This window comes from Sulfurimonas sp., from assembly GCF_023229105.1.
Lineage (GTDB): Bacteria > Campylobacterota > Campylobacteria > Campylobacterales > Sulfurimonadaceae > Sulfurimonas.
This window is the reverse complement of the sequence record NZ_JALNZY010000050.1, coordinates 1-15,714: the sequence shown is the minus strand read 5'-3', so window position 1 is coordinate 15,714 and position 15,714 is coordinate 1. Positions and strand designations below refer to the sequence as shown.

19 protein-coding genes and 1 pseudogene are annotated in these 15,714 nt (G+C 36.9%); 18 read left to right on the top strand and 2 right to left on the bottom strand.

Features of this window, described 5'->3' with window-relative positions; all coding sequences use genetic code 11:
* From infB to M0Q17_RS07655, 9 genes are all read left to right on the top strand, one after another.
* A partial coding sequence (gene infB, locus M0Q17_RS07695; protein WP_295085467.1) for a translation initiation factor IF-2 occupies positions 1-1,674 on the top strand: 1,674 nt, incomplete at its 5' end.
* Positions 1,671-2,021: a 30S ribosome-binding factor RbfA gene (rbfA, locus tag M0Q17_RS07690; RefSeq protein ID WP_295085464.1), complete on the top strand. Its 351-nt coding sequence runs from the start codon at positions 1,671-1,673 to the stop codon at positions 2,019-2,021. The genes infB and rbfA, both read left to right, overlap by 4 nt.
* 12 nt (positions 2,022-2,033) lie before the next feature.
* Entirely contained in the window at positions 2,034-2,483 is a 450-nt protein-coding gene (locus M0Q17_RS07685; protein ID WP_295085462.1) for a ribosome maturation factor, read from the top strand.
* On the top strand, positions 2,477-3,502 hold the full coding sequence (gene ribD, locus M0Q17_RS07680) for a bifunctional diaminohydroxyphosphoribosylaminopyrimidine deaminase/5-amino-6-(5-phosphoribosylamino)uracil reductase RibD (RefSeq protein WP_295085460.1): 1,026 nt from the start codon (positions 2,477-2,479) through the stop codon (positions 3,500-3,502). Before M0Q17_RS07685 ends, ribD begins: the two co-directional genes overlap by 7 nt.
* 1 nt (position 3,503) lies before the next feature.
* Complete coding sequence (ubiE, locus tag M0Q17_RS07675) at positions 3,504-4,214, top strand: bifunctional demethylmenaquinone methyltransferase/2-methoxy-6-polyprenyl-1,4-benzoquinol methylase UbiE (protein ID WP_295085459.1); 711 nt, start codon at positions 3,504-3,506, stop codon at positions 4,212-4,214.
* 9 nt (positions 4,215-4,223) lie between these two features.
* Entirely contained in the window at positions 4,224-5,483 is a 1,260-nt protein-coding gene (gene xseA / locus M0Q17_RS07670; RefSeq protein WP_295085457.1) for an exodeoxyribonuclease VII large subunit, read from the top strand.
* A 2-nt stretch (positions 5,484-5,485) separates the two neighbouring features.
* Positions 5,486-6,082, top strand: a complete 597-nt coding sequence (locus tag M0Q17_RS07665; protein ID WP_295085455.1) for an FmdE family protein — start codon at positions 5,486-5,488, stop codon at positions 6,080-6,082.
* A gap of 65 nt (positions 6,083-6,147) precedes the next feature.
* Positions 6,148-6,561 carry a hypothetical protein gene (locus M0Q17_RS07660; protein WP_295085454.1) on the top strand — a complete coding sequence of 138 codons (414 nt, stop codon included), beginning with the start codon at positions 6,148-6,150 and terminating at the stop codon, positions 6,559-6,561.
* Positions 6,562-6,570: 9 nt separating this feature from the next.
* On the top strand, positions 6,571-7,044 hold the full coding sequence (locus M0Q17_RS07655) for a methylated-DNA--[protein]-cysteine S-methyltransferase (RefSeq protein WP_295085452.1): 474 nt from the start codon (positions 6,571-6,573) through the stop codon (positions 7,042-7,044).
* Between the two features lie 5 nt (positions 7,045-7,049).
* Here M0Q17_RS07655 and sppA read toward each other — a convergent pair whose 3' ends face one another.
* Together sppA and M0Q17_RS07645 are read right to left on the bottom strand one after the other, a co-directional pair.
* Positions 7,050-7,919 carry a signal peptide peptidase SppA gene (gene sppA / locus M0Q17_RS07650; RefSeq protein ID WP_295085450.1) on the bottom strand — a complete coding sequence of 290 codons (870 nt, stop codon included), beginning with the start codon at positions 7,917-7,919 and terminating at the stop codon, positions 7,050-7,052.
* Positions 7,919-9,139 (bottom strand): metal-dependent hydrolase, encoded by a 1,221-nt coding sequence (locus tag M0Q17_RS07645; RefSeq protein ID WP_295085449.1) that lies wholly within the window; start codon positions 9,137-9,139, stop codon positions 7,919-7,921. Before M0Q17_RS07645 ends, sppA begins: the two co-directional genes overlap by 1 nt.
* 94 nt (positions 9,140-9,233) lie before the next feature.
* On the opposite strand from M0Q17_RS07645, the gene aroQ reads away from it, so the two are divergent.
* From aroQ to M0Q17_RS07600, 9 genes and pseudogenes are all read left to right on the top strand, one after another.
* Positions 9,234-9,722 carry a type II 3-dehydroquinate dehydratase gene (aroQ, locus tag M0Q17_RS07640; RefSeq protein WP_295085446.1) on the top strand — a complete coding sequence of 163 codons (489 nt, stop codon included), beginning with the start codon at positions 9,234-9,236 and terminating at the stop codon, positions 9,720-9,722.
* A 4-nt stretch (positions 9,723-9,726) separates the two neighbouring features.
* Positions 9,727-10,215 carry a 2-amino-4-hydroxy-6-hydroxymethyldihydropteridine diphosphokinase gene (folK, locus tag M0Q17_RS07635; RefSeq protein ID WP_295085443.1) on the top strand — a complete coding sequence of 163 codons (489 nt, stop codon included), beginning with the start codon at positions 9,727-9,729 and terminating at the stop codon, positions 10,213-10,215.
* Positions 10,212-11,486: a flagellar biosynthesis protein FlhF gene (gene flhF, locus M0Q17_RS07630; RefSeq protein WP_295085441.1), complete on the top strand. Its 1,275-nt coding sequence runs from the start codon at positions 10,212-10,214 to the stop codon at positions 11,484-11,486. Before folK ends, flhF begins: the two co-directional genes overlap by 4 nt.
* Positions 11,483-12,358 (top strand): P-loop NTPase, encoded by an 876-nt coding sequence (locus M0Q17_RS07625; RefSeq protein WP_295085439.1) that lies wholly within the window; start codon positions 11,483-11,485, stop codon positions 12,356-12,358. The genes flhF and M0Q17_RS07625 overlap by 4 nt, the downstream gene beginning before the upstream one ends.
* A gap of 69 nt (positions 12,359-12,427) precedes the next feature.
* The gene (locus tag M0Q17_RS07620; protein ID WP_295085436.1) at positions 12,428-12,712 is read left to right on the top strand and encodes a hypothetical protein; all 285 of its coding nucleotides are present in this window, start codon (positions 12,428-12,430) and stop codon (positions 12,710-12,712) included.
* On the top strand, positions 12,709-13,392 hold the full coding sequence (locus M0Q17_RS07615; protein ID WP_295085434.1) for an RNA polymerase sigma factor FliA: 684 nt from the start codon (positions 12,709-12,711) through the stop codon (positions 13,390-13,392). The genes M0Q17_RS07620 and M0Q17_RS07615 overlap by 4 nt, the downstream gene beginning before the upstream one ends.
* Position 13,393: 1 nt before the next feature.
* The gene (gene fliM, locus M0Q17_RS07610) at positions 13,394-14,530 is read left to right on the top strand and encodes a flagellar motor switch protein FliM (RefSeq protein WP_295085432.1); all 1,137 of its coding nucleotides are present in this window, start codon (positions 13,394-13,396) and stop codon (positions 14,528-14,530) included.
* On the top strand, positions 14,523-15,383 hold the full coding sequence (fliY, locus tag M0Q17_RS07605; RefSeq protein WP_295085429.1) for a flagellar motor switch protein FliY: 861 nt from the start codon (positions 14,523-14,525) through the stop codon (positions 15,381-15,383). Before fliM ends, fliY begins: the two co-directional genes overlap by 8 nt.
* Before the next feature lie 20 nt (positions 15,384-15,403).
* Positions 15,404-15,714, top strand: a pseudogene (locus M0Q17_RS07600) (TIGR00730 family Rossman fold protein); the annotation flags it as partial.

The following is a 15,714-nucleotide window of genomic DNA, read 5'->3' as shown; positions in this document are numbered from 1 at the left end:
AAGGTTCTATTTAGCCTTGGTTTAATGATGACTAAAAATGACTTTTTAGGACATGACGAGATTGAGATTTTATCTGAAGAGTTTGGTGTGGAAGTTACTATTGTAGATCCTAAAGATGCTTTTAACTACGAAGAAGATATGGCGCAAGAGATTGATGAAAATGCCACGAAAAGACCTCCTGTAATTACAATTATGGGGCATGTTGACCACGGTAAAACTTCACTCTTAGATGCAATTAGAAAAGCAAAAGTCTCTCAAGATGAGGCGGGTGGTATTACACAGCATATCGGTGCTTACACAATAGAGCATCAAGGTGAAGCGATAACCTTTATAGATACTCCCGGTCACGCAGCATTTTCTCAAATGCGCCAAAGAGGTACGGATGTTACAGATATCATTATTATAGTTGTAGCAGCCGATGATGGAGTTAAGCCTCAAACAGAAGAGGTTATAAAGCTGGCTAAAGAGTCCGGTGCTCCTGTTATTGTTGCCCTAAATAAAATGGACAAAGAGAGTGCTAATCCAGATATGGTAAAAGGGCAGATGGCTGAGCGCGGACTTAATCCTGTTGATTGGGGCGGAGATATAGAGTTTGTTCCAATGTCTGCAAAATCAGGAATGGGGATAGATGAATTACTTGAAAATATTCTTCTTACTGCCGAAGTTTTAGAGTTAAAAGCAAATGAAAATGCTATGGCAAAAGCTGCTGTTGTTGAGTCATCGCTTGAAAAAGGGCGCGGACCTGTTGCAACTGTAATTGTACAAAATGGAACTTTAAGCGTTGGTGATTATGTTGTGTGTGGTAGCTCTTTTGGGCGCGTAAAAGCTCTGATAGATGAAAACAAAAAACAAATCGATAATATAAAACCAAGTCATACTGCGGTTGTTGTAGGGTTAAATGAGGTTCCATCTTCTGGAGAAGTCATGATGGCTATGAGCAGTGACAAAGAAGCAAGAGAGTACGCTCAAAAACGTCATGAATATGATAGACACAAAGAGCTTTCTCATAGTACAAAATCTACTTTAGAAGATATGACGAGCATGATTGCAGAGGGAAGACTAAAGTCTCTTAAAGTTGTTCTTAAAACAGATGTTCATGGTTCACTAGAAGCAATTAGAAGTGCACTAAATGAACTTAGAAACGAGGAAGTTAAAATAAACATCATCTCCTCGGGTGTCGGCGGAATTACTGAAAATGATGTTGAACTTGTTGCAAACAGCGAAAACTGCGTGCTGCTTGGATTTAACGTTCGTCCAACAGGTAGTGTTAAGGCGCTTGCTAAACAGAAAAATGTTGAGATTAAAACATACTCAATTATTTATCAACTTCTTGATGATATGACTGGTATGTTAACAGGCATGATGGCACCTAAGTTTTCAGAGATTAACACTGGTCAAGCAGAGGTTAGAAATACATTTAAAGCACCAAAAGGCATGGTTGCAGGATGTGTTGTTGTTGAGGGCAAGCTTATTCGCGGTGGTTTAGTTCGTGTTATCCGTGAGGGAGTTGTTATCCATGAGGGTGATCTTACTTCACTTAAACGCTTTAAAGATGATGTAGAAGAGATTGGCAATGGTTATGAGTGTGGTGTTATGATTAAAGGCTATGATGATGTTATAGTCGGAGATGTCATTGAAACATTCAAAAAAATTGAACAAAAAGTTTCTCTGTGACAGAAGCTCAGATAAAACTCAAAAGAACAGAATCACTTCTTCTTGAGCTGATTCCAGAGGCTCTTGGTTCTTTAAACGATAAGAGGCTCCATCAGCTTAATATTATAGATATAAAGTGTTCACGAGGAAGAAGCGATGCAAAAGTATATATTGATCCCGTTTCTTTTACTGCGCAGGAAAAGAGTGATTTTTTAAACTTACTCAAAAAAGCAAGACCTATTATAGAGACGTTTTGTATGAAAGAACAGGGCTGGTTTCGCTCTCCTAGCCTTACATTTGAGTTTGATGAGCAGTTGAAAAAAGTTCAAAATATTGAAGAGCTGTTTAAAAAAATAGCCAAAGATTAAGAGAGGCTACTAATGAGTTTAGAAAAAGATATAGAATCGCTTGTAAAATCTGTAGGATTAGAACTTTATGATATCTCTACCCTTAATGATGGGGAGGATTTGATTTACAGAATCAGCATTATCTCAAATGAGATAGAGAATGAAAAAAGAAAAAACGTTAGTTTGGATGAGTGTGTTAACTTAACACATCTTATCTCACCTCTTTTAGATGTATCGCCGCCTGTTTCAGGAGATTATAGACTTGAGGTTGGAAGCCCGGGAATTGAGAGAAAAATCACAACAATTAAGCAGTTTGAACTCTCCGTAGGAGAAGCTGCTACCATTGTGTTAAAATCAAAAGAGAAATTCAAAGGGATTGTGCTTAGAGTTGAAGGTTCTAAAATTTTCTTAGATGCTAATAGCGAAGAGATTGTAGTGGATTTTTCTGATATTTCAAAAGCGAAAACCTACTTTGAATGGTAATAGATACTCACTTTTACATGAAGTTGGCCTTGGATGAGGCATGGAAGTATCAGGGTTTAACATACCCAAATCCTGCTGTTGGTTGTACTATTGTATCTCAAAAGGGTGCAATTTTAGCCGTTGAGGCTCATAAAAAAGCAGGTGCTCCTCATGCTGAAGTTGAGGCACTAAAATCTGCCTATTTTAAACTTACAAACGATTCGAAAATTTTAGATCTTGATGAATCATCCAAAATACACACATATCTTTTAGAAAATCATAATAACTGCTTTTATAATATAACTCTCTTTAGTACCCTTGAACCATGTTCGCATGTGGGCAAAACTCCCTCATGCGCATCGCTTATCTCTAAACTAAAAATAAAAAAACTCTACATCGGGTCACAAGATTTAAGTGAAGTGGCTTCAGGCGGAGCAGAAATAGCTAAAAAAGCCGGAGTAGAACTCAAAGAGAATATTTTGGTAGAAGATTGCAGCCGACTACTCTTTCCATTTAGCTTGTGGAGAGAAAATAGATTTGTTTTTTTTAAATGGGCGCAGAGGTTAAACGGCACAATCGATGAGGGCATCATCAGTTCAACAACCTCTAGAACAAAAGTTCATGCAATGAGAGATGCGTGTGACTTGCTTGTTATCGGAGGTAATTCGGTAAGAGTTGATAGACCGACTCTTGATGCAAGAATGGTAAATGGCAAGGCTCCTGATATTTTAATATTTTCAAGGAGTAAGGAGTTTGACAAATCTATTCCACTTTTTGGCGTTGAGGGTAGAAAAGTTACTATAAGCGATAACTTTTCATTTTTACAAAACTATAAAAACATAATGATTGAAGGCGGAGAAACAATGTTTGAGCTCTCAAGGGATATTGTTGATTACTATCTATGTTTTTTGTCTTTGCAAATAGGTGGAAATAGCAATTTTAAGAGCACTAATATGAAGTTTGAAATTTTAAATGTACAAAAAGATGAGCAAGATATAATTATGTGGATGAAGCAAGCAAATAACAGAGGAAATAAGTAGAATGGAAAAACAAGAAAAAATCGTATCGATGTTTGACAATATCGCACCTACTTACGATACCGCAAATCGTGTCATGAGTATGGGAGTCGATAAGAGCTGGAGACGCAAAGCTTGTGACTTGGCTTATGAGTTTTATGCAAAAGAGTCTATTGATAAGATTGTTGATGTTGCTTGTGGAACTGGTGATATGATGGATTTTTGGAAAAAAAGGTCCAAAGCAAACAGTATAAATATTGGCGAAATAGTAGGTGTTGATCCATCAAACGGCATGGTAAATGTGGCAAGAGAGAAGTTTCCTAAGTTTAACTATCATATAGCAAAGGCTACTGAGATTCCCATAAAAGATAAAACAGTAGATATATTAAGCATCACCTACGGAATACGAAATGTAGTTGAGAGAGAAGCCGCCCTAAAAGAGTTTAACAGGGTTTTAAAAGAGGGTGGTCTTGTGGTTATCTTAGAGTTTATGAAAAATGAAAATCCATCGCTTTTGGGCAAAATAAGAGACTTTTATATGAATAATATTCTGCCTAAAGTGGGTGGTTTTATCTCAAAAAATTTAGAAGCGTATGAGTATCTGCCAAACTCAATAGAGGATTTTTCTACTGTTGAGAATATGAAAAATGAGCTTGAGAATGCAGGTTTTGAGATTGTATATACAAAAAGCTTCTCCATGGATATATCAACTCTTTTAATAGCTAGAAAAAAATAGGCACTGCCGTTGCAAACGTTAAGCGTCTCCTCGTTAAACGAGCAGATTAAAACAGTTCTTGAGAGCACCTTTGAGCGAGTTCTCGTTGAGGGAGAGCTCTCTCGCGTAACTGTTCACAACAGCGGACACATCTACTTCACTCTCAAAGATGCATCATCTTCGATAAAAGCGGTTATGTTCAGGGGAAACGCCTCAAAATTGAAGTTTGAGTTACAAGAGGGATTGAAGGTTATTCTTGATGGAGCCATAACGCTCTATAAGCCGCGTGGCGAATACCAAATAAACTGTTTCTCAATTCAGCCCTCAGGGCATGGGGCTTTGGCTCTAGCTTATGAACAGTTGAAAAACAGACTCTCTATTAAGGGCTATTTTGACACCGCAAGAAAAAAAGAGCTCCCAAAATTTCCAAAAAAAATTGCCCTTATAACATCTGCAACGGGAGCTGCACTTGCCGATATGCTTCGTATTGCTAGTAGCAGATATAGAGCAATAGAGATTGATATTTATGATGTTTTAGTCCAAGGCGATAATGCCGCACCCTCTATTGTAAAAGCCCTAGACAGAGTGGATACAAAGGGGTATGACCTTATTATAACAGGTCGTGGAGGTGGAAGCATAGAAGATTTATGGGCCTTTAACGAGGAGAGTGTTGCTGATGCTATATTTAGAGCAAAAACTCCTATTGTCTCTGCTGTAGGACATGAGATAGATTGGGTAATAAGCGATTTTGTAGCAGATTTAAGAGCACCGACTCCAAGTGCCGCTATGCAGATGGTACTGCCTGATAGTCATGAACTCTACCAATACCTCGACTCCCTAGAAGCACAATATATACAAAGAGTTATGCAAAAAATCTATAACTCCAAACAAGAGTTGACGCATCTGATAAATTTATATGCAGGACACTCCATCAAGAAGAAGATAACTCAAAAAATCGAAGATGTAAAACAGCTGCAAAACTCCTATAATCAAACTATCTCGTTTAAAATGCAGAGCTTTTTTAAAGAGATACAATCCATTAAAATAAGATTTCCGCATGTAATTAGTAGTAGAATCAATATTGCCCAAAATCAAGTGACAACCCTGCAAAAAATGCTAGAATCAAACAATCCAAAACTAAAGAGCAAAAAAGGTTTTGCGCAGATTTCTAAAGATGCTAAAGTTATTGATATAGCCTCCTTGAAGGTTGATGAAGTTTTTGATTTAATGAGCGATAGAGTAACAATAAGCGCAAAAGTGCTTACAAAAAACAGATTAAAAAAGGTTTGAAAATGAAATATCCGGATTTTTTTGATAGCATAGATACTATTAAGGTTGTAGATCCATTAGCTAAGATTTTAGGCGCATTTGAAGATGGCATTTATGAGTTTAACTATCTTGAGGTAGTAAAAGCTGCCGGGCACAGTTGTCCTACTGTAGCAGGTGCTTATATAACGGCATATACAGGGCTTAAAGTTCTCTATCAAGATAAACCTGCGGTAAGAGGCGAGATAAAGGTTGAGTTTAAAGAGTCGCTTGAAGATGGCGTAGCAGGTGTTATAAGCAATGTAATCTCTCAAATTACGGGAGCTACGGACAAGAGCGGATTTAAGGGGTTAGGCGGTAAATTTGCTCGTCACTCTTTGATGCATTTTGATGCAGATATCAGCTCTTCTGTTAAGTTTACAAGAGTAGATAATAACAAGAGTGTGAATGTCTATTATGACCCATCATCAGTAAGTGGGAACCCTAAGATGCAGCAGCTAATGCAAAAAATGATGGGCGGCATGGCAAATCAGGCAGAGATAAAAGAGTTTGGAGATCTTTGGCAAGATAGAGTAAAAAGAATTTTTGAGAACATGTCAAGCGTTGTTAAGGTTGTTGTTTAAGGCGTGTAATTATTTAGTAATCATCCTATATTATACTTCTTTGTAAAAATAACATAGGAGTAGTTATGGCGTATTTTGATAACGTTAAAGTCGGAGATAGTGTATACGGACTAGTGTTTGGAGCTGGAGAAGTATCTCAAATCTTTGATGATAGCCACTATAAAATAATGGTAAATTTTAAAAACGATTATGAAGTTCCTTATACTGAGGATGGGATTTCTGGATGGGGACACTTTACAAAGCAGACGCTTTTTTATAAAAATGACATAGACTTAACCGATGTAGATTTCTCCCCAGCTTCAAAAATACTCTCCATTGAAAAGATTATAAAGCTAAAAGAGAAGAAAAAGCTTCAAGTAAGACTTCCCTCTGGCATCTGGAAAAGTATAAAAAAAGCCGAATTATCCTATGTGGAGGATCTACTTGAGAGAGAAAAATACTACTTATTTAGAAAAAAACCCAAAAAAGATGAGAAGTAAATAACCTTTATGCAAAATTTACACTCTAGCCGTATTATTACTACTCCTATTGGTGCCATGATTGCTATGGCAGATGAGAGGGCGATTATCTATCTTGATTTTATAGAAGATGTTAAAGCATATCAAACGACTAACGCTTCACATCCTCTTTTGCTTAGGCTTGAAGAGGAGATTTTTGAGTATTTTAAGGGGAAAAGAAAAGAGTTTACTCTCCCGCTCTCTCCCGTGGGAACAGAGTTTCAAAAGGGTGTCTGGAATACACTTCTAGAGATACCATACGGCGAAACAATTTCATATACGCAAGAGGCTAAAATATTTGGCAATCCAAAAGCGATAAGAGCAGTTGCAAACGCAAATGGAAAAAATCCTATCTCGATTCTTATCCCTTGTCACCGAGTTATCTCATCGGATGGGAGTATTGGAGGATATACGGGAGGAGTGTGGAGAAAAGAGTTTTTGCTCTCGCTTGAGAGAGCAAAATAGTATTTTTATTTCATGACAAGAGTTGGAAAATATGTATGAAGAGTAACTGCAGTTTGTGCTGAGAATTTCTTCATAAGCTTCTCAAATCTGTCCTCTTTGTTCCAAACCTGCTCATCTACTGCGCTTAGTTTGGCTAGCTTGTTTTTGGCATCATATTCAACACCGATAGTGTCTATCAAACCAACTTCTTTAGCCTGTTTAGCCGTAAAAATATGTGCATTTGCAAAGGTGTCTCTTTTTTTAATATCTAAACCCCTAGCATCTGCCACATCGGTAGTAAAGAGGTCGTAAGTTCCTTGTATAACTTTGTTTAACTCTTCTACCTCAAAGTCGCTCCATTTTCTGTCTGGTGCACCCACTTTTTTATATTTCCCGGCTTGTATGCTTTGAGATTTTACACCTATCTTGCTCATCAGTTCGCTTATATCGGCTCCTTGCATAATAACGCCGATGCTTCCTATCATTGAACCCGGGTTTGCAACTATCTCATTTGCCCAGATGCTAGCATAGTAGCTCCCGCTTGCCAAAGTTCCGCTGGCATAAACAACAACGGGCTTTTTCTCTTTTGCCCTTTTTATAGCATAAGCAACTTCAATAGAAGGCGCAACTGCTCCGCCGGGCGAATCAATATTTAGCAAAATACCTTTTACAAACTTGTTAGAAGCTGCTTCATTTATCTGATTTACAACTTCTGAAACTTCCATAATGGGACCTGCAAGATTGATTTGTTCAAGGTTGTGCGGTTTTAAATCCTCTTTGCTTTGCGGTGCAAATATTAAAAAAAGTATAAGCAAAAAGAGCATAGCTTTGAAATGCTCTTGAATAAACTTCATGGTAACTAAGATGGGAGAAAATATTTTTTTAATGAATTGCATTAGGTGCCTTTTTTTACTTTTCCGTTGATGTAAACTTTTGAGATATTATATCTATGAAGTATTAAATGGATAGCTAACTCATCGTTTGGTTTACCTTCCAAATCCAGCACTATCATATCGGCATTTTTGCCCTGGGCTATCTCGCCGCTGTTAATGCCTAAAGCATCTGCCGCGTCTTTTGTTGCACTTCTTATAAGCCTCTGTGCCAACTCTAAAAGCGGCATGTCTGAGTGCATAAAAAGGGCACATTTCATCTCCTCAAAGAGGTCAAGTTTATAGTTTGAGCTAAGCCCGTCTGTCGCACATATCCATCTAATATTATGCTTTTGGAGTTTTTTTAAATCAAGCGCACCATTGCCAAGAAGTCTGTTTGAGATTGGGCAGTGTATAACTGTATGCTTGTTTGAGGATAGTGTTTGAAGATCCTGTTTATTTGCTTGTACAACATGGGTTAAGAGTGTTTCATAGCCATTAAAATATTCCAAAAATTCGCCAGAGCTGCTAAGTGAACTCTTCTGTTTTAGTAAATTTTCAAAAAAATCTTTAAAATCCCCCTCACTTTTGTCAAGCCACTCTCTCTCTGCACTACTCTCCATGAAATGAGCGGTGAGTTTAAGATTTTCATTTTTTACGATTTGGAGTGCTTTTTTGATTAAAATCGGGTGAACAGAGTAGGGCGAATGAATAGCAACCCCAGGGTAAAACCCCTCTCTTTTTATACTTTTTGAAACATCAAGGCGAGCTAGAAAATCTGTAAAAAGAGCATCAGCCATCGTTGCTTGCGAGCCGATGAGTTCATTAAAGAAAACAACATTTTGCGGAGCATTTGCACAAGCTTGTAAATCCATACCATGTGAACTTATCGCTCCAAAAGTTGTGATTCCCGACTCTAACATAGAGTCAATAGCTTTTGCTATACAGCTCTCATCGCAGCCGTTTATGAGTTCCTCGCGGTTTTCAATGACGCTGTAGAGCCAGCTAATAAAGTCTCCATAAGAGAGCTGAGTTTTGTTTGCGCTAAACTCTAGATGCACATGAGCGTTGATAAGTCCGGGCATCAAAAGAGAGTTTTTTTTGAGCTTTGTTACAACTGCATCAGCGAACTCTTTTTTTAAATCTTCTAGCGGAGCTATTTTTTTTATTGTCGTATCAAATGCTACTGACATGTTTGTGAGCAGTGTATTTGGCGTTAGTATGTAATCTGGAGTTATTATCTGCATATTTTATCTTTTTGTCTAAATTTAAAATAGATTATGCTTAATTTAGATAAAATTGCTCCTTAAAAATACTAAGCATTAAGCAAAAAGGCAGAAAATGAAAATAGTAGTGATTCAAGGACCAAACTTAAATATGTTGGGTGTGAGAGAGCAGCAAGTTTATGGTGCAATGAAGCTAGAGCAGATACATGCGCAAATGAAAGATTTTGCAGATCAAAGTGGACTAGAAATAGAGTTTTTTCAAAGCAATTTAGAGGGCGAGATTGTAGATAAGATTCAAGAGTGCTACGGAGATGCAAACGGTATTATCATAAATCCTGCAGCATATACACACACATCTATCGCTATTCGTGACGCAATATCAGCTGTTAATCTACCTGCTATTGAAGTTCATATTAGTAATATTCATCGCCGTGAAGAGTTTAGAAAACAGAATATGGTTGCTCCTGTTTGTACATCTTCTATTGTAGGCTTTGGTCCCTTTGGATACCATCTTGCAATGGTTGGTATGGTGCAGATAATGAATGAGATAAAAGCAGTTCAAGAGATGCAAAAACAACAGTCTCAGGCTGCCGGGGGAAATTAATTTTATGTATATAAAGCGTAAGTTAAATAAGGAGTTGCAAACCTTTAAAAATTTACGCAATAGTTACAAAAACACTCCTAAAAGCTCACACCGTTATATTGCTACGGTAGGATTGGGAGGAAATATTGGGGATGTTAAAAGAAGATTTATTCATTTGTATAATTATCTCAAAAAAGATAAACAGGTAGCTCTTTTGCAAACATCACTGATTTTGAAAAATCCTCCTTTTGGTTTTGTCAAGCAGGATGATTTTTTTAATGCGGTTATGATGCTTAAAACCAGTATGCAGCCCAAGTTTTTTTTAGACTATTTAATGAGGCTAGAGAAAAAATTTGCACGCAAAAGAAGTTTTGCAAATGCTCCAAGGACATTAGATTTGGATATAATTTTTTTTGATAATAGGGTAGTGAAGACACAAAAACTTCAAATACCGCATGCTAAGTGGTTTGAGAGAGAAAGCGTGTTGATACCATTGATGGATTTACAGAGATGAAGATTTTAACATTTACCGGAAGAACACCATCAGAAGCATTGAAAAAAGCCAAGATGGATATTAACTATAGTCAGATGCTGCATATAGACACAAAAGAGATTCAGAAAAAATCACTCACAAGAGAGCCTGTTTATGAGATAATCATGGGGATAGAGAGCGACTCTTTGGCACATGAAACATATCAAAAAACAAAAAATTTATCTAAAGATGAGAGACCGCTTACTCAAAAGAGTGCCGATGTCTTGTATGATATCTCCTATGCTGCTAGACAGATATCTAAGATAGCAGATGTAAAAGAACCACTTTATGAGTATCAAGATACTAAATCCCAGATGCTGTTTGAACCCAAAGAGCTTAAAGAGATAAAGTCTGAAATCGCTAAACTCGGGGATAAAGTTAAAGTTATTCAAAATATGTTTTGGGATGAAAAAGCTCCTAATCTAGAGAGCCATATTCCCTCTGAGTTTGCAGAAATATATCGTCTGGCTTCTCAAAGCGGCATGAATGCCGAGCATTTAGATGCCATCATGAGAATGACTTTAGAACATATGCCCTTTAGAATGAGGGAAAATTCAGCAACTATAAAAAGATATTTTCAAACCGTTCTTAGAAAAATGGTACCGATTAGACTTGAGAGCACTCCATCGGTAGGAAATAAAAAAGTCATTATGTTGGTGGGCCCTACGGGTGTTGGTAAAACTACATCAGTGGCAAAATTGGCAGCGAGATATTCGTATCTCATGCAAAAGAAGTATAAAGTAGGTTTGGTTGTGCTAGATACTTACCGCATTGGCGCAGTTGAGCAGCTCATGCAGTATGCTAGAATGATGAAGCTCGGAATTGAGACTGTTGTTGATCCTATAGATTTTGCAAGTGCACTTGATTCATTGAGATATTGCGACTATATTCTTATAGACACTATGGGTTCAAGCCCTTATGATAGAACAAAAATAGAGAAAATCTATGAGTGCCTTGATGGAAACGACGTTAAATACAACATTGATGTGGTTTTAGTTATGCCAAGTTCTATAAAGTATGAAGATTTAAAAATAACTTATGATAATTTTGCAACGCTTAATGTCGATACACTCATGTTTACAAAGTTAGATGAGACAAGGGGTTTTGGCAATATATTTTCTCTATCTTATGAGACAAAAAAACCTATCAGTTACTTCTCCGTCGGGCAGGAAGTTCCTGAGGACTTAGTGTGTGCAAGCAGTGATTTTTTAGTGGAGTGCTTATTAAACGGCTTCAATAGGAGCAAAATATGATAGGGCATCAGGCTCAAAAACTAGAGGAACTAGTTTCAAAAACAGCTGCTAAAAAATCTAAAAAAACCCGTTTTATAGCAATTACTAGTGGAAAAGGCGGAGTAGGAAAGAGCACAATTAGCTCAAATCTTGCTTATGTTCTTTCTCAAAATGGGTTAAATGTCGGTATCTTTGATGCAGATATAGGACTTGCGAATTTGGATGTTATGTTCAATGTCAAAATCAAGAAAAATATACTTCATGTTCTCAAAGGTGAAGCGACTGTTTCAGATATTTTAATCCCAGTAACAAGAAATCTCATACTTATTCCCGGAGAGAGCGGCGATGAGATTTTGAAATACTCCGATAAAGCTCTTTTTGAGAGATTTATGAGCGAGGCTGAAGTTTTAGACAAACTAGATGTTATGATAATTGATACGGGAGCCGGTATAGGAGAGCATATAAGAATGTTTTTGGATGTAGCAGATGAGGTTATCGTGGTTACTGTTCCAGATCCTGCAGCCATAACAGACGCTTATGCAACTATAAAAACAATAGCAACTTTTCGAGATGATATAAATCTAATCATGAATCAGGTAAAAAGCGAAAAAGAGGCAGTTGCAGTATATGAAAAGATTAAAAAAGTAGCTTTGGCAAATATAGGAGAGAAGTTAAATATAAAGCTCTTAGGTAAAATTAACAGCGATATTAAAGTCTCCTCTTCCGTAAAACAAAGGGCTCTTTTTAGTGTCTTGCATCCGGGTTCGGTAGTTCATAAAGATATCCTCTCTATTGCAAATGCAATAAGTAAAGGTTTGGAACGGGATGTGCTTGTAATGCCTAGCGAAAGCGGATTATCTGGGCTTTTTAAGCGGTTAGTAAAGCATTTTTAAATTAAACTTGGGGCGATATTGATGTTAGGTGAGAATTTTATATACTTTTTTACTATCCAGGGTTTTTTTATGGGAATAGTGTTTGGTATATTAAAATCATTTGATGCAGAGGGTTTGTTTGTATATACATTTTTGATAACTACCTTTTTTTATCTCTTCTCCCATATAATTGTCTCTCTTTACTACAGAACAACGGTCGGAAAACTCTACTTTTTTCCAAAAGAGTCACATGAGAAGAGGCTTGATGTCTTTGCAAATGAGATAAACAAAAGAGAAAAAATAATTGATTCCGCTATTAAAATTACAGATATAGCAGTTCAAGCAAATAGCCAGAAAAGTAGGAAGAGCTTATGATTTCGGCTTATACACAGGATCTTAAACATAAAGAAGATGAGTTGGCGATTCAATATCTGCCTGCCGTAAAGGCGATGGCGTTTAGGCTCAAAGAGAGACTCCCTAGTTCTATTGATTATCTTGACCTCTCAGCTATCGGCACCGAAGAGCTTATTAAACTAGCAAGAAGATATGACGAGAGCTTGAATGACTCCTTTTGGGGATACGCTAAAAAGAGAGTTTATGGGGCTATGTTGGATTATCTAAGAAGCTTGGATGTTCTTAGCCGTGCAAGCAGAAAACTTGTAAAAGCGATAGACTATGCCGTAGAAGAATACAGGGTAACTCACAATGAAGAGCCCAGCGATGAGGAGTTGGCAGAGATTTTGTCTGAGAGTGTTGAGAAGATACATGAAGCGAGAATAGCATCAACAATCTATACCGTTATGCCCTTAGAAGATCAGTTGCAAGTCGGTGATGAAGGCTCGTCAATCGCCAATATAGAAAAAGAAGAGTTAATTGAGACCATCAAAACTGTTCTTAGTCAGTATGCTCAAAGGGAACAGTTGATAATACAACTTTACTATTTTGAAGAGTTGACGCTTAAAGAGATTAGCGAGATTATGGATATTACAGAATCTAGAATTTCTCAAATCCATAAGTCGGTTATTTTTAAGATTAAAGAGAGTGTAGGAGCTTAGCATGGCAGATATACTTTCACAAGAAGAGATAGATGCTCTTTTAGATGTTGTTGATGATGAGGGCGATGAGATACTTGAGGGGACAGAAGACTCATTAGTATCACAAAGACAGGTAACCCTTTATGATTTTAAAAGACCAAACAGGGTATCAAAAGAGCAGCTTCGAGCATTTCGTGGCATCCATGATAAGATGGCAAGATCTTTGGCTTCTCAGATATCTTCAATCATGCGCTCAATTGTTGAGATTCAGCTCCACTCAGTTGATCAGATGACCTATGGCGAATTTTTAATGTCTCTGCCAAATCCGACAAGTTTTAATGTTTTTTCCATGAAACCTTTAGAGGGAAGTGGTGTTATTGAGATAAATCCCTCTATCGCTTTTCCGATGTTAGATCGATTACTAGGTGGAAAAGGCGAACCCTTTGATGCTAGTCGTGAGTTTTCAGATATAGAACTTAGTCTTTTTGAGACGATTTTAAGGGTTATGATGGCAACTCTTAAAGAGGCTTGGGGACCTGTTATGGATGTTTTTCCAAATATTGAGTCAAAAGAGTCAAGCCCAAATGTTGTACAAATTGTTGCTCAAAACGAAATTGTTGTTATGGTAGTTATGGAGATCATTATTGGGCAGAGTTCAGGCATGATGAATATCTGTTATCCGGTTATTGCACTTGAGCCGGTTTTACCAAAACTTGCTAGTAGAGATTTGATGCTAAATGAAACTAGCACCAAAAAAAGTAGAAATACGGAACTCCAAGTTCTTCTTGGTGGTGCAAAAGTTGGCATTGAAGCGATGCTGGGAAATACTGAATTAACTTTGAGAGATGTTTTAGATTTGCAAAACGGCGATATCGTTAGACTTAACAATGCGGCAGATGATATTGTTACGCTTTGTGTTGATGGAAAAGATAGATTTCGCGGTAAAATAGGGCTTAGAAGATTTAGAAAATCAATACAAATTACAGAGATGATTGATACGGAAAAAGATGCAGTTAAGCGTGCATTGGAAAATTTTGAAACAATTAGGCGGGAAAAAATATCTGGTGTAAAAGATATTATTTTTAATGCTGATGAAGATAAAAACGAAGATGATTTCGAGTATGAAAAAAAAAGTAAAAGAGGAGTAGATGATGAGTAATTTTATGAAACTATTTGAAAATGAAACAGTAGCTACTATTGAGGCATTGATAGGGCAGGCGCCATCTCTTGACTTAAAAGAGGAGCAAGAACTTAGCATTATTTCAAGTATTATTCCTCCGATAGTGCTATTGGATGTAAAAGTAAGCGGCAGTGTCAATGCTTTTGTTATGGTTGCGTTAACACCAAATCTGGTTACATCTTTGTCCGATATGATGATGGGCGAAGAGGGGAGTGATAGGGAAGATGTCAGCGAAGATGATTTAGACGCTGCTAAGGAGATAGTTTCAAATATATTTGGAGCGATTTCAAATACACTCTCTGCACAAAAAGAGCTCCCTATACTCTCCTTTAATATAGAAAAGATAGAGTATATTGATGAGAACAAAGAGGTGTCGCTAGAAAACTATAGTAAAATGTTTGTATATAATTTTAAAATAGAAAATTTAAAATCTCTTTTTATGTTTATAATAGATGAAAATTTACAAAATGCAATATACAAAACAGCTAAAGCAGAAGCAAGCGAAAAAAAATCTGATTCATATGGATCTGAAAACACAGTAACACCTGTCTCTTTAAATAGTGAAGAGATGAGTAATATATCTTTGATTATGGATGTAAAACTACCGGTTAAAGTAAGAATCGGAAAGAAAAAGATGCTTTTAAAAGATGTTTTAAGCATGGATATAGGTTCTGTGATAGAGTTAAACCAATTGGCAAACGACCCTCTTGAGATATTGGTAGATGACCGTGTTATTGCTGAGGGAGAAGTTGTTATTGTTGATGGAAACTTTGGAGTTCAGGTAACTACAATCGGTACAAAAAGAGAGAGATTAAACCAATTAAGATCATAAAAAATAGAAAGTAGATTTATATGCGTAAAAAGAAAGATGATTTAACAAGGAAATATGTAAAAGAGATTAAATCAGCGGATGTTTGGAGTGTTTTTAAAATTGTTGCGGATTTTGTAAAAGGTTTTAATGAACTTGGAGAACTTGGACCTACGGTTACCATGTTTGGTAGCTCTAAGGTCAAGGGTCAAAATAAATATTATAAAAAGGCACAGGAGTTGTCTTCTATGCTTGCCAAAAGAGACTTCAATATTATGACGGGTGGCGGACCTGGAGTTATGGAGGCTGCTAATAGAGGGGCGCATGAATATAAAAATGTTGAATCTATAGGACT